Consider the following 18,188-nt stretch of genomic DNA (forward strand, 5'->3'; position numbering starts at 1 on the left):
CCCATGAAGCCACTGGGAACCGCCTGTTGGACCGGGTCCCGCGCGCTGTCGGATATGCCACTGCCGTTCAGGGAGCGGGGAGCCGGTGATCATGTTAACGGGTGAGCTTCCGGGCACTCAATGTGACGCTCGCGCTAGGCCGGTTCAGCGACGCGCGTCGGCCTCGACCTCGTCGCGGACCGCTTCCAACGCGGTGCGTAATTCGCCCAGCGCGACCGAGCCCAGCGCCAGCCGGAGGGCGTGGGGCACCGCCGGCGTCGTCGCGAACGGCTCCGCGGTGGCCACCGCGATCCGCCGCCGGGCCAGCGCCGCCGCGATCCGGTCCGGGCGCGTGTCCGGGCCCAGGGGCAGCCACACGAAGTACGACGCCGGATGCGCGGCGCGGGGCAGCCCGGCCAGCACCTCCGACGCGACGGCTTGCCGCGCGCGGGCGTCTTCGCGCTTGCGCGCCTCGAGGCGGTCGACGGTGCCGTCGTCGAGCCAGCGGCGGGCGATCGCCGCGGTCAGGGCGGGTGTGTTCCACGTCGTGGCGCGGATGGCGCGTTCGAGCGCCGGCACGAGCGGGCCGGGCGCCGTCACGAACCCGACCCGCAGCCCGGTCGCGACGCTCTTCGACAAGCCCGACACGTGGATGGTGACCTCCGGCGCGAGCATCGCCAGCGGCGGCGGCGCGTCCTCGGCGAGGTAGGCGTACGAGGCGTCCTCGACGATCGTCACGCCGTGGCGACGGGCGATCGCGACCAGCCGCGCGCGCCGCTCGTCGTCGAGCACCCAGCCGAGCGGGTTGTGCAGGGTCGGCATCGTGTACACCGCGCGGACCCGGCGTCCGCGGCACAACCGGTCGAAGGCGTCGAGGTCCGGCCCCGCCCCGGCCGCCGGCAGCGGCGCCAGGTCCAGCCCGAGCGTGCGGGCGAGCACCCGGAACCCGGGGTAGGTCAGGGCGTCCACCGCGACGACGTCCCCGGGCCGGAACAGGGCCATGGCCGTCACGGCGAGGCCGTGCTGCGCGCCGTTGACGATCAGGACCCGTTCGCGGCCGGTGTCGAGCCCGTGCCGCCGCAGGTAGCGGGCGACGGACTCCCGGTCGCCGGCGCGCCCGCGGTGCGGCTGGTAGCGCAGCAGCGCGTCGAGGTCGCCGGCCGAGGCGAGGTCCCGCAACGCCTCGCGCAGCAGATCGGCCTGACCTGGGACCGAGGGTGAGTTGAAGCTCAGGTCGACCGCGTCGGCCGCGACCGCCCGCTCATCGACGACGTCGTCGCCGGCAGCCAGATCGCGGACGAACGTGCCCCGCCCCTGCTCACAGCTGACCAGACCCATCGCTTCGAGTTCGGCGTAAGCCCGCGACGCCGTCACGACGGCGATGCCCTCGTCGGCCGCGAGCCGCCGGTGGGTGGGCAGCCGCGTGCCGACCGGCCACTGCCCGCCACGGATCTTCGCCGCGAACGCGTCCACGATCACCTTGTACTTCGGCACCCGCACGCCGCGATTGTAGGCAGGACAATTTGTGGACTGTCCTGGATCAGCCGCCTTAACCTGCCGAAATGCACACCGCGATCCTCACCTTCGACGGCTACAACGAGCTCGACTCGCTCATCGCGCTGGGCGTCCTCAACCGGGTGACCGGCATGCGGGTGTCGATCGCGAGCTCGGCCCCGCGGGTGACGTCGATGAACGGCGTCACGATCGACGCCATGATCGGCCTGGAAGAGGCCTGCACTGCCGACGCCGTCATCGTCGGCAGTGGCTCGAAGACCCGCGAGGTCGTCGAAGACCCGGCCGTCATGGCCACGCTGCGCGGCCTCGATCCCGCCCGGCAGCTGCTGGCCGCGCAGTGTTCGGGCACGCTCGTGCTGGCGAAGCTCGGGCTGCTGGCGGGCGTGCCCGCCTGCACCGACCTGACGACCAAGCCGTGGGTGCTCGCGGCCGGCGTCGAGGTGCTGAACCAGCCGTTCTTCGCCCGCGGCGACCTCGCCACCGCCGGTGGCTGCCTGGCCTCGACCTACCTCGCCACCTGGATCATCGCCCGGCTCCAGGGTCTCGACGCGGCCGAGCACGCCATGCACTACGTCGCGCCCGTCGGCGAGAAGGACGACTACGTCGAGCGGGCGCTGCGGAACGTGACGCCCTACCTCGAACCGGCGGCGATCTCCGCCTGATCGTCGCCGAAGAGGGACTTCAGCGTCACCTCGCGGTTGACGCGCACGTGCTCGACGGCTTCGGCGTGCGCGCGGTCCGCGTCCCCCGAAGCGATCGCGTCGTAGAGCCGGCGGTGCTCGTCTAGCAGCTCGGTCCAGTGCTCGTTCTGGCTGGTCAGCCAGCGGAGCCTGCCCTGCAGCGGCTGCAGCATCGTGGTGAGCAGCGTGTTGCCCGCGAGGGCCACGATCTCGTCGTGGAAGCGCGAGTTGAGCACGGTGATCCTGGCCGCGTCGCCACGGGCCGTCGCGCGGGCGGCGTCGGCGAGCAGCCGCTCGAGCCGCTTCAGCTCCGGCGCCCCCGCCCGCTCGGCGGCACGCCCCGCGGCGAGCCCCTCAAGGGCCTCGCGGACGTCGAACAGCTCCTCGACGTCGACCCGCGCGAGCTGCCGGACGACGATCCGGCGCGCCGACTGCTCGACGAGGAACCCTTCGGCCTCCAGGCTGCGGATGGCCTCGCGCACCGGCACCCTGGACACGCCCAGGTCCTCGGCCAGCTCGCGCTCGACCAGCCGGTCACCCGGGCGGAGGCGGCCGGTCAGGATCCGTTCGCGCAGCTCGTCGCGCACCCGCTGGCGGGTGGCCGCGAGGGGTTGCCGCTCGTTCGCCGACGTCACGGGTCCCCTCTCGTTCAACACGCCCGTAACCGGACGTAACGCGAGTTTATCCGCCGGAGGGTTGACGGAGGCGGACGCCGGGGTGATATTTGGGATACCAAATTTTGGTATCCCAAAACTCCGTCCCCGCCGTCGACCGGAGGCTTGCATGACCGCCGCCCCGCTCACCGAAACCGGACAAGAGACGAGCCCGCCGCCGGACTCCCGGCTCTGGAACGAAGACCTCGCCCCCGTGCAGGACCGCCGGTGGAAGGTCTACGACATCTTCGCGCTGTGGATGTCGGACGTGCACAACCTCGGCAACTACACCTTCGCGGCCGGGTTGTTCGTGCTCGGCCTGTCGGCCTGGCAGGTGTTCACCGCCCTGCTGTTCGGCTTCGTCATCATCTACGTCGGCATGAACCTGATGGGCCGGATCGGGCAGCGCACCGGCGTGCCGTTCCCGGTCGTCGCGCGGCTGAGCTTCGGCACCTTCGGCGCCAACCTGCCCGCGCTGATCCGCGCGGTCATCGCGATCTTCTGGTACGGCATCCAGACCTACCTCGCTAGCGTGGCCATCACGCTGCTCGTGCTCGCCATCGACCCGGGCCTGAAACCGTTGACCGAACACGGTTTCCTCGGCCTGCACGCGCTCGGCTGGATCTGTTTCATCGCCCTCTGGGCGGCCCAGGCGCTGATCCTGACCCGCGGCATGGAGTCGATCCGCAAGTTCCAGGACTGGTGCGGCCCGGCGATCTGGGTCGTGATGATCGCGCTCGCGGTGTGGATCCTCGCCGCCGCCCACTGGAACATCTCGTTCACCAGCAGCCCGAAGCAGCTCTCGACGGGTGAGCAGATCCGGCAGTGGTTCGGCGCGGCGGGGCTGATCCTGGCCACCTACGGCACGCTGATGCTCAACTTCTGCGACTTCTCCCGCAACGCACCGGACCAGAAGACCGTGCGGCGCGGCAACTTCTGGGGCTTGCCGATCAACTCGACGGCGTTCGCGCTGCTGTCGGTCGTCGTCACCGCGGGCAGCATGCAGGTGTTCGGCGAGGCCATCACCGACCCGGCCGAGCTGCTGTCCAAGGTGCACAACACGCCGGTGCTCATCATCGGCGCGCTGACCTTCGCGATCGCCACCATGGGCGTCAACATCGTCGCGAACTTCGTCTCCCCCGCCTACGACCTGGCCAACATCTGGCCGAAGCGGATCACGTTCACCGTCGGCGGGATGATCAGCGCGGTGGCCGCGTTGTGCGTGCTGCCGTGGAAGCTGTACTCCTCGCCCGCGGTGGTCAACTACTTCCTCGGCGGGCTCGGCGCGTTCCTCGGGCCGCTGTTCGGGATCATGATCGTCGACTACTACCTGATCCGGCGCGGCAAGGTCGACGTCGCGCAGCTGTTCGTCGACGGCGGGATCTACCCGCGGGTGAACCCGCGCGCGCTGGTGACGTTCTTCCCGACCGCCGCGCTGGCCGCGGTGATCGCGCTGGTGCCGTTCTTCGGTCCGGCCGCGCCGTACTCGTGGTTCATCGGCACGGCGTCGTCCGCGGCGCTGTACTTCGCGGTGTCGAGGAAACACCGATGAGGATCGTCGTCACCAACTGCAACACCACCGAGGCGATGACGAAGGAGATCGAGACCGGCGCCCGCGCCGCGGCGAGCCCGGGCACCGAGATCCTCGCCCGGACGCCGAAGTGGGGTCCGGAATCGGCCGAGGGCTGGCTGGACAGCTTCCTCTCGGCGGCCGCCGTCCTGGATCTGTTGCGGGGCCTCGAAGAACCGTTCGACGCGGTCGTGCTCGCCGGGTTCGGCGAGCACGGCCGCGAGGGGGCGCGCGAACTGCTGGACGTCCCGGTCGTCGACATCACCGAAGCCGCCGCGCACCTGGCCTGCCTGCTGGGCCGCCGCTACGGCGTCGTGACCACTTTGGACCGGACGTGCGGGCTGATCGAGGACAGCCTGCACTCCGCCGGGGTCGCGCAGAACTGCGTGACGGTCACCGGTGCCGGCCTCGGCGTCCTGGAGCTGACCGACGAACGCCGCACGGAGTCGGCGTTGCTGACCGCCGGCCGCCGGGCGCGCGACGCCGGCGCGGAGGTCCTGGTGCTCGGCTGCGCCGGGATGACCGGGCTGGATCGCCGGATCGCGACGATGCTCGACATCCCGGTGATCGACGGTGTCGCCGCCGCCGTCCGGCTCGCCGAGTCGCTCGTTTCGCTGGGCCTCAAGACCAGCCGGGCCGGGTCCTACGCCCGGCCCCTCGACAAGAAGCGCACCTGGCCGACCGATTGACAGCCGCCGCACCGGAGAGCCAGAATCGCCGACGCCACAGCCGTACCGCCGCCCGGTGACGAGTGGGGATCCTGGCGTCCCCGAAAGGGCGGTCCAAGGTGCGAAGGCAGTTACACGTTCTCGGGGCGACGGTGCTGGCCGCGTGCCTGGCCCTGGTCCCGCTCAGCGGGACGGCGACGGCCGGGCAGGCGCCGCACACCGTCGTCACCGACGGCAAGAAGCTCGCGGACATCCAGTCGGCGTTGAAGCACGGCCACGCCACGCGGGCGCAGCGCGACGCTCTGAAGGTGGTGCTGGGCAAGGCGAACACCGCGTTGAGCGCCGGGCCGTGGTCGGTCGTGGACAAGCCGGTCACCCCGCCGAGTGGCGACAAGCACGACTACCTGAGCCAGGCGCCCTACTGGTGGGCGAGTGAGAAGACCCCGGAGAACCCGCAGGGCTGCCCGTACGTAAACAAGGACGGCCAGCGCAACCCGGAGGCCGACGCGATCACCGACCACACCTACCGGATGGTGGCGTGGGACGCGATGTACTACCTCTCGCTCGCCTGGTATTACACCGGCGACGCGAAGTACGCGAAGCGCGCGGCGCTGGACATCCGGACGTGGTTCCTCGACCCGGCCACCAAGATGAACCCGAACATGACGTACGCGCAGATCATCCCGTGCAGGAACACGATCAGCGGTACCGGGATCATCGACTCGACGCAGTCGTTCAGCCAGGTGCTCGACGTCTTCGCGCTGCTCGACACCGGCGCGCCGGGCTGGACGGGCAAGGACCGCTCCGGCGTCAAGGCGTGGCTCGCGCAGTACCTCGACTGGATGCGGACGAGCCCGCAGGCGAAGCTGGAACTGGCCGCCACGAACAACCACGGCACGTTCCTCGACATGCAGAACGCGACGATCGCCGCCTACCTGGGCAAGCGGGACACGGCGAAGAAGATCGTGCTCGACGCGGAGAAGAACCGGTTCCCGGTCCAGTTCGCCGCCGACGGCAGCCAGCCGCTCGAGCTGTCGCGGACGATGTCGTGGCACTACGTCAACTTCAACCTCACGGCGTGGGGCCGGATGGCGGAGCTGGGCAAGAACCTCGGCGTCGACGTCTGGAAGTACACCGCGCCGAACGGGGCGACCCTGCGCAAGGTCGTCGACCAGCTGATCCCCGGCGCGCTGCAGGGCGCCGCGGGCTGGCCGCACCAGCAGATCGGCGTGTTCGACCAGTCGATCGCGGCGGACATCTTCCACGCCGCGGCCGAGGAGGCGCACGACCAGGACGCCGCGGCGGCGCTGAAGAAGATGCCGCTGCCCGCCGGCGGTGACACGTGGTCCGTGCGCGTGTCGTGCTTCCCGCTCGACCCGCCGCTCAAGTAACCCCTACCAACGCTGGGAAATCCGGACACCAGGCCCCATAGCGCACGAGTACCGAGATTGGTCTAGTCCAAAGTATTGACACTCGGTGTGCGCACGCGCACATTCATGAACGGGCCGGCACCTGTTCGTGAAGAACCGTCGCGTACCGCCCCCTCCCGCGCCGTCGCGGCCCGGGAGGGGGCCGTCCGCCTGCGCGAGGAGACAGCATGCAGAGGGTTTCCCGAAGACTGGCGCTGTTCGCGGCCGCCGCGGCCGCTTTGGTCGTGGGCGCGCTCACGGTCGCCGGACCGGCCGCGCCACCCGCGGCCGCCGCCACGTCCGGCGGGGTCCGGATCGCCTACTTCGACCAGTGGAGCATCTACCAGAACGCCTACTACCTGAAGAACGTCGACGCGATCGCCGGCAACCTCGACTACCTGCTCTACGACTTCGAGAACATCGACCCCACGAACCACACCTGCTTCGAGGCGACGAAGGCGACCACCCCGGACCCGGGCGGCGAGACCGACCCGAACGCCGGTGACGGCGGCGGCGACCAGTTCGCCGACTACCAGAAGTCCTTCGGCTCCGACATCAGCGTCGACGGCACCGCCGACGTCTGGAACCAGCCGGTCGCCGGCAACTTCCACCAACTGCAGGAACTCAAGGCGCGGCACCCGAACCTCAAGGTGCTGCTGTCCATCGGCGGCTGGACGTACTCGAAGTACTTCTCCGACGCCGCCGCGACCGACGCGTCGCGCAAGAAGCTCGTCAGCTCGTGCCTGGACATGTTCATCAAGGGCAACATCCCGGCCTCCGGCGGGTACGGCGGCCCGGGCACCGCGGCCGGCATCTTCGACGGCATAGACATCGACTGGGAGTACCCGGGTTCCCCGACCGGGCACGTCGGCAACCACTACAGCGCCGCCGACACCGCGAACTACACCGCGTTGATGGCCGAGTTCCGCACCGAGCTGGACGCCTTGGGCGGCAAGCACTACGCGCTCTCGGCCGCGCTGCCGGGCGGGCAGGACAAGATCGCGAAGATCCAGACCGACAAGATCGGCCAGTACCTGGACTTCGGCAACGCGATGACCTACGACATGCACGGCGCGTGGGACGCCACCGGGCCGACGAACTTCCAGGACCCGCTGTACTCCGCGCCGAACGACCCGTCGAGCACGATCCCGCCGGGCACCGAGAAGTACACGATCGACTCGGTGATCAAGGACTACCTGCACGGCAACAGCGCGTACGGCATCGCGGGCGGCTTCCCCGCGGCCAAGCTGACGCTGGGCATCCCGTTCTACTACCGCGGCTGGACCGGCGTCCCGGCCGGCTCGAACCACGGCCTGTACCAGTCGGCTTCGGGCCCGTCGGCGGGACACACGCTGAGCGGCAACGTGCCGGGCGTAGCGATGTACAAGGAACTCACGGGCATCGTCGACAACCCGTCCGACACGTTCTGGGACCCGGTCACGCAGTCGGCCTGGTTCTACGACGGCACGAACTTCTTCGGCGGCTCGTCCGCGCAGTCCGTCAAGGCCCGCACCGACTACATCCACTGCACCGGCCTCGGCGGCGCGATGATGTTCTCGCTCTACGACCTCGACCCGGGCTCGACGCTGTTCCACGCCGTCGTGAACGGCCTGGCCGCGTCGACGCCGAACTGCTCGACACCGCCGCCGACCACCACCCCGACGACCCCGACCACGCCCACCACCCCGACGACCCCCACCACGCCGACCACACCCACGACTCCGCCGACGACCACGCCCACCACGCCGCCGTCGGTACCCGCGTGGACGCCGAACACGGCGTACGCCACGGGCGCGAAGGTGACCTACAACGGCGTCACGTACACATGCCGCCAGGCCCACACCTCACTGGTGGGCTGGGAGCCGCCGAACGTCCCGGCGCTCTGGCTGGCCGGCTGAGCAGTCTGCCGCGGCTTGTCGTGAGTGTTTAGGGCGGTTAGAACCGCCCTAAACACTCACGACGTCAGTTGCCGGTGGGGCTGGCGACGCCCGGCGCCGGTGCCTGGGCGTTGCCGGCGATGCCGTAGCGGCCGGCGGCGCCGTCGAGCTGTTCCTTCAAGGCCAGCACGGTGCTCACCCGCCCGGCGGAGGTATCCACGTTGTCCACAGTGGACAGGATCGACGTCGCCGAGGTGTCCGCGCGGACGACGCCGAGCGCGCCGGTGCCGTCGGCCGAACCGGCGTCCCCGGCGAGCACCGTGCCCGCACCGGTGCGGTCGAGCTGGGTGGTGAACCGCGCGATCGTCGCCGCCCGGTCGCCCGCGCCGTCGCCGGTCGCCGGCGCGCCGGTGAGCACCACGGCCAGCTGCGCCGGCTTGACGTCCTGGCCCGCCTTCACGAACCCGCCGTCGGTGAGCCCGCCCAGGGCCGCGGCCAGTTCCTCACCCGAGGACTGCGGCTTGGCGGAAGTCTTGTCCAGCAACAACACCGAGCCGAGCAGCGCGCCGGCGAGCGTGCCGGAGTCACCCGCGGTCGGGAACTTCGACCCGGCGGGCTGCAGCCGCGTGACGACGTCGCGGAGCTGGTCGGCCTTCTCGGGATCGGCGAACGCGGCCGTCAGCTGCACCTCGCCGGTCACGGTCGCGCCGGACTGGCCGATCAGCTGCTTGAGCGCGTCCCGGTCGGCCGGGCGCGCGTCCTCGGTGGTCACGAGCACCACCGTGCGCTTGTCCAGCACCCCGGCGACGACCTTCGGCCCCATGGCGCCGGCGAACGCGTCCGCGTCGGCGAGCCGGGCGTTGAGCGCGTTGCGCTGCGCCTCGAGGTCGGAGACCTGGCTGCCCAGGTCCTTCTTCTCCCCCGCCAGCCCCGACAGCAGCGAGCCGTTCAGCGCGGTCGAACCGAGCACGACGCCGACGGCGAGCGCCAGGAAGCAGGCGGCGATGGAAACTACGTGGTAGCGAAGCGAAATCACGTGAACAATCCCTTGACCCAGGCGGCGAGCGAGTTCCAGGTGTGCCGGAGCCAGTCCAGGTAGACCGAGCCCACGTCGGACACCAGCAGGGCCGCGGCGACGACCACGACCGCGGCGAGCACGAGCAGGACGACCGCGCCGATCGACACCCGGCTGTGGTGCAGCGTCGCCACCGCTTTCCCGTCGACGAGCTTCGTGCCGAGCTTGAGGCGGGTGAGGAACGTCGACGGGTTCGAGCCGGAGCGGCCGTGGTCGAGGAACTCGCGCAGGGTGGCCTGGAAGCCGACCGTGACCACGAGGCTCGCGCCGTGCGCGTCGGCCAGCAGCAGCGCGAGGTCCTCGGCGTTGCCGGACGCGGGGAACGTCACCGCGCCGATGCCGAGGTCCTGGATCCGCTCGACACCGGGGGCGTGCCCGTCGGGCTGGGCGGGCACCACGACCTCGCCGCCGCTGCGCAGTGTGGCGGTGCCGATCCCGGTGGGGTCGCCGACCATGACGTCCGGCAGGTGGCCCTGCGCGCGCAGGGTGTCGGCCCCGGCGTCGACGCCGATCAGCACCGGCCGGTGCTCGGCGATGTACTTCTTCAGCTTCTTGAGGTCTTCGGCGTGCCCGTTGCCGCCCGCGACGACCAGCACGTGCCGGTCCCGCAGCTGCACTTTCAGCTCCGGCACGCCGACGCCGTCGAGGATCAGGGTGCGCTCGCGGCGGAGGAACTCGATGGTGTTGGCCGAGAACGCCTCCAGCTGCGTCGACATCCCGGCCTTGGCCTCGATCATCTGGTCCGCGACGCTGTCGGCGGTCTGCTCGATGCCGGAGGCGACCTGGCGCTCGCCGACGTACACGACGCCGTCGAGCAGCCGCAGTTTCGTGCCGTCCTTGATCGAACGCAGCAGCTCCCCGCCGACCGAGTCGACCAGCGGGACGCCGGCGGCGATGAGGATCTCGGGGCCGAGGTTGGGGAACCGGCCGGAGATCGACGGTGACGCGTTGACCACGCCGGCGACCTCGGCGTCGACGAGCGCGTCGGCCGTCTGGCGGTCGAGGTCCAGCTGGTCGAGCACGACGATGTCGCCCGGACTGATCCGGCGCAGCAGCTCCCGGGTGCGGCGGTCGACCCTGGCGACCCCGGTGATGCCCGGCAGGGGTTCGGAGTTCCGCGTGAGCAGACCGGTGAGCTTCATGTGGCCGATGGTGACAAATTTGCTCGTGGGACTGCGCACGCCACGCCGTAGCAGAGGTGACTCGTTGTGGTGAGCCACGCCGCGCCCAAGTTCTCGATCAGGCGTCGGACTCCTCCGAAAGAGATCCGAAATCGAGGTTCACCCAGGGGCTGCCCGGGTCCTGAAGGAGCTGGTGGTGGACCCGCACGGCGGCGGGGTACCACTCGCCGAACTCGTCGTCCCGGCTGTGCAGCACCCGGCCCATGAGGTAGCCCGCCGACAGGTCGGCCCATGACTGGTGGTAGCGACGCGCGAGCGAACCGGCCTCCAGGACCATCAGCTCGGCGCTCAGCGCGTCACAGTATCCGGCCGCCAGGCCCCAGCGCGCGATGTTGACCGCGCGGCCGACGTCCCAGGACAACGCCGTCGTGACGAAACCCTCGGCGTCGAGCAGGCCGTCGGCGCGGAAGCGCTGCTCGTAGCGCGAGACCCGGCGCACGGTGTCGCGCAGCTCGTCGGCCTGGTCCTCGGCGTCGTTCTCCGCGCACCACCGGCCCACCACCTCCGCCCAGGTCAGCGGATCGAACTCGCCGTCGCGCAGCCCGTACTCGGCGGCGAACCGCAGGCGCAGCATCAGCACCAGGTTGCCGGGCGTGAGCGCGTAGCCGTCGCCGACGAGGTCGGCCATCGTGGCGCGCCAGGCCGGCGGGTCGGCCACGCCCCACCAGTCGCGCAGGCCGCGGACCTCGGCCACGTAGTCGTGGTAGCGCCCGTCGAGCAGGTTCCACGGCGCGGCGTTCAGCACGGCCAGGTGCGCGCCGCAGGCCAGGGCGTGCGCGATCGGCCCTTCGAGGTGCCCGTACGGCGCGGTGATCAGCCGTTCGACCTGCTCTTCCAGCGGCGTGACGTCGTCGAGGTGCGCGTCGAGCCACGGCTGCAGCGTCGCGCCGGGCAGCCGCCACTCGCCCCGGGTGCCGCGGTTGAACACGACCCGTTCGTGCCGGCCGACGCCGTCGACCGCCCAGTCCAGTGCCCCGCTCATGAAGACGACGTCCGACCCGAGGTCGGGCAGCGCGCCGCGGGTGAAGACCTGCAGGAACTCGTCACCGCCGGTTTCGTGGTAGACGTTGGGGAACGTCTCCGCGCGGTCCTCGAGGATGCTCTCGGCGTCGGCCCGCCGGATCGGGACGAACAGCTCCTCCCCGGCGAGCAGGCCGAGATAGGCGTCGAGATCGCCCTCCCGGCGGGCGGCGGCCAGCTGCGCTTCGACGTCGGCGGGTGGCGGCAGGATCAAGGGGCGGCTCCCTCCACTCGGCCGGTCAGCACGACGAGCTTGCCCGCCGTCCGGTTGTGCTCCAGGTCGTCGTGCGCCTGCCGGATCGCCTCCATCGGGTAGACCCGGGCGGGGCCGAGGCTGACGCCGCCGTCGGCGATCCGGTCGAGGTACCGCTGGAGAACGGGTGCGGGCAGGTCGTCCGCCTCACCACCATAAGCGGTCAGGCGCACCCCGGCGGGAAGGTATCCGATCGGATAGAAATTCTTGATTGTCCACTCGTTCGAGAGCATGCCCGTAAAGCACACCGTGCCGTGCACGCGGGTGGCCGCGAGAGTGTCCGGCAGGGTCGGCGTCCCGACCAGTTCGAGGGCCGCGTCGACACCGTCCGGCACGATCTTCCGGACCTGCGCGGCGACATCGCCGTCGTCCAGGAGCGGATGCTCGACCCCGTGCGCGGCCAGGGTTTCCAGGCGGTCCCGCCGCCGGGTCGTGGCGAAGACGGTGGCCCCGAGGTCGCGGGCGAGGGTCGCGGTGGCGAAGCCGAGGGCGGACGTCCCGCCGCGGATCAGCAGCGTCTGGCCCGCTTTGAGGTCGAGGCCGGTGGTGAGGGAGCCGTACGCGGTCTGCAGCGTCTCCGGGACCTGGCCGAGCACCTCCCACGGCAGGTCCGAGCGGAACGGGATGACCTGCTCGCGCGGGACGAGCGTGTACTCGGCATAACCGCCGTCGAAGGTGCGGCCCATCCCGCCCATCATCGTGGCGACCTGCTGCCCGGGCTCGAAGTCGCCGTCCGGCGCGGCGTCGACGACCCCGACGGCCTCGATGCCGGGCACCCGCGGGAACGTGACGCCGTCGGCGAGGCCGAGGCGGGTGTGCAGCTCGGAGCGGTTGAGGCCGAACGCCCGGACGGCGATCCGCACCCAGCCCGGTTTCGCCTCGGGCAGCGGCAGGTCCGTCAGTTCGAGGTTCTCGACCGGCCCGGGTTCCCGGAGTACGACTGCGCGCATCGTGGGTCCTTTCTTCGCAAGCGAACAGTCCGCATAACAACAGTCCGCGCGGGTACTATTCCCGGCGTGAGCCTGTCCCGAGAACACGACGCGGCGTGGCGCGGCTTCCTGCGCTCGTCGGCCCTGCTGCTGCGGGTACTGGACGCGGACCTGCGCGCCGCGCACGGGATGTCGCACCGCACGTACGACGCGCTGGTCCAGCTCTCGGAAGCCCCCGATCAGCGGCTCCACATGAAAGACCTGGCCGACGCCCTGGTGCACAGCGCGAGCGGGCTGACCCGCCTGGTCGACGGCCTCGAGCGCGACGGCTACGCCCGGCGCGAGGTGGATGCGGGCAACCGCCGGGCCACCCTGGTGATCCTGACCCCGGCCGGCCTGGCGGCACTGGAGGAGGCGTGGCCGACGCACGTCCGGGGCGTGGAGCGCCATTTCGCCGGCCACCTGAGCCGGGAGGAGGCGTGGACGCTGGCCGCGGTGTTCGGCCGGATCGCCGGCGACCTGGAGAGCTGATCCGCGTATTCGATCATCTTTTCCCGGGACCCGGGTTCCGGAATTCCCCGTCGATTTTACTATTCATTTACCGTGACGCCGCCCTTTAACGCCCGAAACCCCGTTGAGCTTCTTGTTGGAAAGTGACGGACTGAGGTCTCACCAGGCGAAAGGCGGGTCCGCGGCCGTTTGCCGGAGTGGTGACTGTACGTTCTTGATCCGTTTCAGAACGCTGTCACAATTCTCAGGAAGGTCTTTCGCCCGGACCACTGATACTTGTCGCACAGCCGACCGCTGTGCAATGCATCCTCGTGGGGGGCGATCGCATTGCGCCACCGAGCGTTTCTCATGCCACCCAGGAGTTTGCCCATGCTGCCCAGCGATGTCGGCGTTCTCGGAACCGATGGTGTCCCGAGCGTGCCCACCCTGCCGGACGTCCCGGCACCGCGGCTCGCCGCCCTCGAGCGGCTGCCGCGCCCCGCCGTGCGGACCGGCTTCAACCACGCCGCGCTGTCCGTGACGGACCTCGACCGCGCGGTTGCGTGGTACGAGCAGGTCTTCGGGCTCAAGCTGCTGCTCGGACCGTTCTCCATCAGCAGCGACGCCCCCGGCGGCGGCCCGGCGTCGGACATCTACGGCGAGGGCTGGCAGAGCGCCCGCATCGCCCACATGGTCATGCCGGGCGGCACCGGGATCGAGCTGTTCGAGTTCACCGGCCCGGTGGCCGAGCGCCGCGCCGAGAACTTCGACTACTGGCGCACCGGCATCTTCCACATCTGCTTCACGTGCCTCAACGTGGAAGAGACGGCCAAGCGCATCACGCTCTTCGGCGGCCGCCAGCGCAGCAAGATCCACCAGGTCGGGCCGGAGTCGTGGTTCTGCTTCTGCGAAGACCCCTTCGGCAACGTGATCGAGCTCGTCGACCAGACCTTCGAAGAGCTGTTCACCCCGCCGCCGGGCGTCGAGGACCCGGACGCCTGCTGACCGGCAGCGAACGACGCCGGGTGGGGCGCGCCGGTGCCCCACCCCGCTACTTCTTCTTGGCCCGCTTGCGTTTCGGCTCGAACTCGGTCTTGTCCTTCTCGGCCGTCGCCAGGAGTTCCTCCGCGTGCGCGCGGCCGGTTTCGTTGTCCATGCCGGCGAGCATCCGGGCCAGCTCGCTGACCCGCTCGGCCGGCGCGAGGTTCTTCACGCCGCTGCGCGTCACCCCGCCCTTGTGGCCCTTGTCCACCACCAGGTGCTGATCGGCGAACGCGGCCACCTGCGGCAGGTGCGTGACCACCAGGACCTGGTGGGTCCGCGCGAGCCGCGCCAGCCGGCGGCCGATCTCGATCGCCGCGCGGCCGCCGACCCCGGCGTCGACCTCGTCGAACACCAGCGTCTGCACCGTGTCGGCGTGCGCGAGGACGACCTCGATCGCCAGCATCACCCGCGACAGCTCACCACCCGACGCGGCCTTGTGCACCGGCAGCGGCGGCGCGCCGTCGTGGGCCCGCAGCAGCAGCTCGACGTCGTCGATCCCGTCCGCACCGGCGTGCACCGCATGGCCGTCGATGGCCAGCGCGTGCGTGTCGCCGTGCTCGGCCGGACGCTGCTCGACCGTCACCTCGATCGCGGCCTGGCCCATCGCCAGGCCGGACAGCTCCCGGGTGATCTCCGCCGCCAGCTCGGCCGCCGCCTTCTCGCGCGCCGCCGAGACGTCGACGGCGTGCGTGGCCAGCTGCACCGCGAGCTGATCGCGGCGCAGCGCCAGCTCGGCCAGCGCCTCTTCCGAGGTGTCCATGGTCTCCAGGCGGCGCCGGGCGTCGTCGGCCCAGGCGAGCACCCCGTCGACGTCCGCCGCGTACTTGCGGGTCAGCCGCTTGAGGTCGCCCTGGCGGGCCAGCACCTTCTCCAGCAGCGCCGGGTCGGCGTCGAGCGTCTCGACGTACCCGCCGAGCTCGGCCCCGACGTCGGCCAGCAGCACCGTCGCCTCTTCCAGCCGCGGTGCCAGCTCGCGCAGCACGGCGTCTTCCGACGTCGACAACCGCCGCAGCGCTTCGGAAACCAGGCCCATGGCGCCCGGCGCGTCCGGATCGCCTTCCGCCGAACCGGACACGGCGACGTGCGCCTCGGTCGCGGCCGCCCGCAGCTCGTCGGCCGCGGCGAGCCGCTTGATCTGCGCGGTGAGCTCGACGTCCTCGCCCGGCTCCGGGACGACCGCGTCGATCTCGGTCAGCCCATGCTTGAGCAGGTCCGCCTGCTGGGCCATCTCGCGGGAGCGGGTGGACCGCTCGGTCAGCTCGGCGATCACCGCCAGCCACTCCGACCGGATCTCCTGGTAGGCCCGCAGCGGCTTGGTGACGGCGTCACCGGCGAACCGGTCGATCACCGCCCGCTGCTCGGCCGGGCGCAGCAACCGCAGCTGATCGTTCTGCCCGTGCACCGCGATCAGCTGTTCGGACAGCTCCGCGAGCACGCCGACCGGCACCGACCGGCCACCCAGGTGAGCCCGGGACCGGCCGTCGACGGCGATGGCGCGCAGCGCGATGACACTGCCGTCCTCGTCCACGTCGGCACCGGAGTCGGTGACGATCCGCTCGGCGCCTTCGACGCCCGAATAGGTGAACCGTCCTTCCACGAACGCCTTGAGCATCCCCGTTCGCACCTTCGAGACCTCGGCCCGGCCTCCGGAGAGCAGGTGCAGCCCGGTGACGACCATGGTCTTCCCGGCACCCGTCTCACCGGTGACGACGGTGAAGCCCGCGTGCAGTTCCAGCAGGGCGTCCTCGATGACTCCGAGGCCCTGGATGCGCATCTCGGCCAGCACGCCGCCTACCGTAGCGGCCCCCACCGACACTTCGCGCACCCGGCGGCCCGGCGAGTCGCCGATATGTTCGAATCAAGCGCCGAGCGGCCCGTTCGCGCCCTATTCGTTCGGGCGGGCGTGCCGCTCGCGCCAGCTCTTCACCGGCAACGCGAACTTCTGCACCAGGCGATCGGTGAACGGGCCGTCCCACAACCGGACCAGCCGCACCGGCGTGCCGCCGCAGGTGACCCGCACCCGGGCGCCCGGCGGCAGGTCCTGGCTGCGGGTGCCGTCGCAGGTCAGGACCGCGGACGAGCCGTCCGGGTCGATCCCGACGGTGATCACCGAGTCACGCGAGACGACCAGCGGCCGGGAGAACATCGCGTGCGCGTTGCTCGGCACGACCAGCAGCGCCTGCACGTCCGGCCAGATGATCGGGCCGCCCGCCGAAAACGCGTACGCCGTCGAACCGGTCGGTGTGGCGCACAGCACACCGTCGCAGCCGAACGCCGAAACCGGCCGCCCGTCGACCTCGATCAGCGCGTCGAGCACCCGCTCGCGCGTGCTCTTCTCGACGCTGGCCTCGTTCAGCGCCCAGGTCCGGCCCAGCTCGGTGCCGCCGTGGGTGACCGTGACGTCGATGGTCATCCGCTCTTCGACCTGGTAGTCGCCGTCGACGACGCGCTGCACCGTGTCGGCCAGCGCGTCCGAGTCGGCCTCCGCGAGGAACCCGACACGGCCCAGGTTCACACCGAGCACCGGCACCCCGGCCGGGCGCGCCAGTTCGGCCGCGCGCAGCAGCGTGCCGTCGCCACCCAGCACGAACACCAGCTCGACGCCGGCCGCCGGGTTGTCGTCCGGGTCCACGACGGTGCAGGTCGCGCCGACACCGTGCTCGTCCGGGTTGATCAGCGCGCAGACGTCCTGGTCGATGACCCGGATCCGGATCCCGGCCTTCGCGAAGCGGGCCGAAACCTCGCGCGCGGCCTCACCCGTCGCCTCGCGGTCGGGGTGCACCATGAGGAGAACTTCACGTTCGGTGGTCATGCGGGCCCTTCCTCGACGGCGGTTCGGACGAGCCGCTCGGCCTCAGACCTGTCTACCGCGTCCACTGTGGACTCGGCCACGTGTTCTTTCCTGAGCCACACGAAGTACTCGACGTTCCCGGACGGTCCGGGCAGCGGGCTGGCGGTCACCCCGCGCAGCGAGAGGCCCAGTTTCGCGGCTTCGTCGAGCACCCCGAGCACCGACTCGGCACGCAGCTGCGGGTCGCGGACGACACCTCCGCTACCCAGCCGGTCCTTGCCCACTTCGAACTGGGGCTTCACCATCGGCACCAGATCGGCGCCTTCACGCACGCAGTCGACGAGCGCGGGCAGCACGAGCTTGAGCGAGATGAACGAGAGATCGCCGACCACCAGGTCGACCGGGCCGCCGAGGTCTTCGGGCGTGAGGTTGCGGACGTTGGTGCGGTCCAGCACCACGACCCGCTCGTCGGTGCGGATCCGCCAGTCGAGCAAGCCGCGGCCGACGTCGGCGGCGATCACGGTCGCGGCGCCGGCGCGCAGCAGCACGTCGGTGAAGCCGCCGGTGGACGCGCCGGCGTCCAGGCAGCGCTTGCCTTCGACGCCGAGCCCGAGCGGGGTGAACGCCTCGAGCGCGCCGAGCAGCTTGTGCGCGCCGCGCGAGGCCCAGCCGGGGTCGTCTTCGTCCTTGACGACGATGGGCGCGTCGTTCTCCACACCGGTGGCGGGCTTGGACGCGACCATCCCGCGCACGGTGACCTTGCCGCCGGTGATCAGGGCGGAGGCCTGCTCACGGGAGCGGGCGAGGCCGCGCCGGACCAGTTCCGCGTCGAGGCGGGCCCGTTTGGGCACCGGTTCAGACCTTGTCGATGCTGGACAGGGCCACGGTCAGCTCGGTGTGCACGGCGTCGAAGCGCTCGACGTGCTCGGTGAGCGGAAGCGCGTCCAGGTCGTCCAGGCCGGCGACGGCCTCGTCGATGCCGGCCCGCGGGTCGGTCTGCTCGGAGAACGAGCCGGGCGGCGGTCCCGGGACGGGGTACGGGTGATCCTGCACGT

The 18,188-nt window shown here is 71.0% G+C and carries 17 protein-coding genes; 7 read left to right on the forward strand and 10 right to left on the reverse strand.

Going from position 1 to position 18,188, the window contains the following annotated elements; translation table 11 throughout:
• Positions 1 to 144 precede the first annotated feature (144 nt).
• Positions 145 to 1,479: an aminotransferase-like domain-containing protein gene (locus OHS18_RS14845; RefSeq protein WP_328617448.1), complete on the reverse strand. Its 1,335-nt coding sequence runs from the start codon at positions 1,477 to 1,479 to the stop codon at positions 145 to 147.
• Positions 1,480 to 1,541: 62 nt separating this feature from the next.
• Here OHS18_RS14845 and OHS18_RS14850 point away from each other — a divergent pair, with 62 nt between their 5' ends.
• Complete coding sequence (locus tag OHS18_RS14850) at positions 1,542 to 2,156, forward strand: DJ-1/PfpI family protein (RefSeq protein ID WP_328617449.1); 615 nt, start codon at positions 1,542 to 1,544, stop codon at positions 2,154 to 2,156.
• On the opposite strand, the gene OHS18_RS14855 is transcribed toward OHS18_RS14850, so the two are convergent.
• Entirely contained in the window at positions 2,126 to 2,809 is a 684-nt protein-coding gene (locus OHS18_RS14855) for a GntR family transcriptional regulator (RefSeq protein WP_328617450.1), read from the reverse strand. The genes OHS18_RS14850 and OHS18_RS14855 overlap by 31 nt on opposite strands.
• A 148-nt stretch (positions 2,810 to 2,957) precedes the next feature.
• Between OHS18_RS14855 and OHS18_RS14860 the strand changes: the two genes are divergently transcribed.
• From OHS18_RS14860 to OHS18_RS14875, 4 genes are all read left to right on the forward strand, one after another.
• On the forward strand, positions 2,958 to 4,379 hold the full coding sequence (locus tag OHS18_RS14860) for an NCS1 family nucleobase:cation symporter-1 (protein ID WP_328617451.1): 1,422 nt from the start codon (positions 2,958 to 2,960) through the stop codon (positions 4,377 to 4,379).
• A complete protein-coding gene (locus OHS18_RS14865) occupies positions 4,376 to 5,086 on the forward strand; it encodes an aspartate/glutamate racemase family protein (protein WP_328452351.1) in 711 nt (236 codons plus the stop codon). The genes OHS18_RS14860 and OHS18_RS14865 overlap by 4 nt, the downstream gene beginning before the upstream one ends.
• A 98-nt stretch (positions 5,087 to 5,184) precedes the next feature.
• A complete protein-coding gene (locus OHS18_RS14870; RefSeq protein ID WP_328617452.1) occupies positions 5,185 to 6,456 on the forward strand; it encodes an alginate lyase family protein in 1,272 nt (423 codons plus the stop codon).
• Positions 6,457 to 6,662: 206 nt separating this feature from the next.
• A complete protein-coding gene (locus OHS18_RS14875) occupies positions 6,663 to 8,372 on the forward strand; it encodes a glycosyl hydrolase family 18 protein (RefSeq protein ID WP_328617453.1) in 1,710 nt (569 codons plus the stop codon).
• A gap of 64 nt (positions 8,373 to 8,436) precedes the next feature.
• Here OHS18_RS14875 and OHS18_RS14880 read toward each other — a convergent pair whose 3' ends face one another.
• The 4 genes from OHS18_RS14880 to OHS18_RS14895 form a co-directional block, all read right to left on the reverse strand.
• Positions 8,437 to 9,387 (reverse strand): copper transporter, encoded by a 951-nt coding sequence (locus tag OHS18_RS14880; RefSeq protein ID WP_328452345.1) that lies wholly within the window; start codon positions 9,385 to 9,387, stop codon positions 8,437 to 8,439.
• Positions 9,384 to 10,568, reverse strand: coding sequence for a putative cytokinetic ring protein SteA (gene steA, locus OHS18_RS14885; RefSeq protein ID WP_328452343.1), 1,185 nt, complete (start codon positions 10,566 to 10,568; stop codon positions 9,384 to 9,386). Before steA ends, OHS18_RS14880 begins: the two co-directional genes overlap by 4 nt.
• A gap of 97 nt (positions 10,569 to 10,665) precedes the next feature.
• The gene (locus OHS18_RS14890) at positions 10,666 to 11,841 is read right to left on the reverse strand and encodes a DUF1266 domain-containing protein (protein ID WP_328452341.1); all 1,176 of its coding nucleotides are present in this window, start codon (positions 11,839 to 11,841) and stop codon (positions 10,666 to 10,668) included.
• Positions 11,838 to 12,830 carry a zinc-binding alcohol dehydrogenase family protein gene (locus OHS18_RS14895; protein WP_328617454.1) on the reverse strand — a complete coding sequence of 331 codons (993 nt, stop codon included), beginning with the start codon at positions 12,828 to 12,830 and terminating at the stop codon, positions 11,838 to 11,840. The genes OHS18_RS14890 and OHS18_RS14895 overlap by 4 nt, the downstream gene beginning before the upstream one ends.
• A gap of 66 nt (positions 12,831 to 12,896) precedes the next feature.
• On the opposite strand from OHS18_RS14895, the gene OHS18_RS14900 reads away from it, so the two are divergent.
• Entirely contained in the window at positions 12,897 to 13,340 is a 444-nt protein-coding gene (locus OHS18_RS14900; RefSeq protein WP_328617455.1) for a MarR family winged helix-turn-helix transcriptional regulator, read from the forward strand.
• Positions 13,341 to 13,736: 396 nt separating this feature from the next.
• Complete coding sequence (locus tag OHS18_RS14905; RefSeq protein WP_328452335.1) at positions 13,737 to 14,303, forward strand: VOC family protein; 567 nt, start codon at positions 13,737 to 13,739, stop codon at positions 14,301 to 14,303.
• Positions 14,304 to 14,349: 46 nt separating this feature from the next.
• Here OHS18_RS14905 and recN read toward each other — a convergent pair whose 3' ends face one another.
• The 4 genes from recN to OHS18_RS14925 form a co-directional block, all read right to left on the reverse strand.
• Positions 14,350 to 16,128, reverse strand: a complete 1,779-nt coding sequence (gene recN, locus OHS18_RS14910) for a DNA repair protein RecN (RefSeq protein WP_328617456.1) — start codon at positions 16,126 to 16,128, stop codon at positions 14,350 to 14,352.
• A 99-nt stretch (positions 16,129 to 16,227) separates the two neighbouring features.
• The gene (locus tag OHS18_RS14915) at positions 16,228 to 17,154 is read right to left on the reverse strand and encodes an NAD kinase (protein WP_328452331.1); all 927 of its coding nucleotides are present in this window, start codon (positions 17,152 to 17,154) and stop codon (positions 16,228 to 16,230) included.
• Positions 17,151 to 17,984 carry a TlyA family RNA methyltransferase gene (locus tag OHS18_RS14920; protein ID WP_328452329.1) on the reverse strand — a complete coding sequence of 278 codons (834 nt, stop codon included), beginning with the start codon at positions 17,982 to 17,984 and terminating at the stop codon, positions 17,151 to 17,153. Before OHS18_RS14920 ends, OHS18_RS14915 begins: the two co-directional genes overlap by 4 nt.
• Before the next feature lie 4 nt (positions 17,985 to 17,988).
• Complete coding sequence (locus OHS18_RS14925) at positions 17,989 to 18,186, reverse strand: hypothetical protein (RefSeq protein WP_323325788.1); 198 nt, start codon at positions 18,184 to 18,186, stop codon at positions 17,989 to 17,991.
• Positions 18,187 to 18,188: the final 2 nt, after the last annotated feature.

The organism is Amycolatopsis sp. NBC_00355 (assembly GCF_036104975.1).
GTDB lineage: Bacteria > Actinomycetota > Actinomycetes > Mycobacteriales > Pseudonocardiaceae > Amycolatopsis.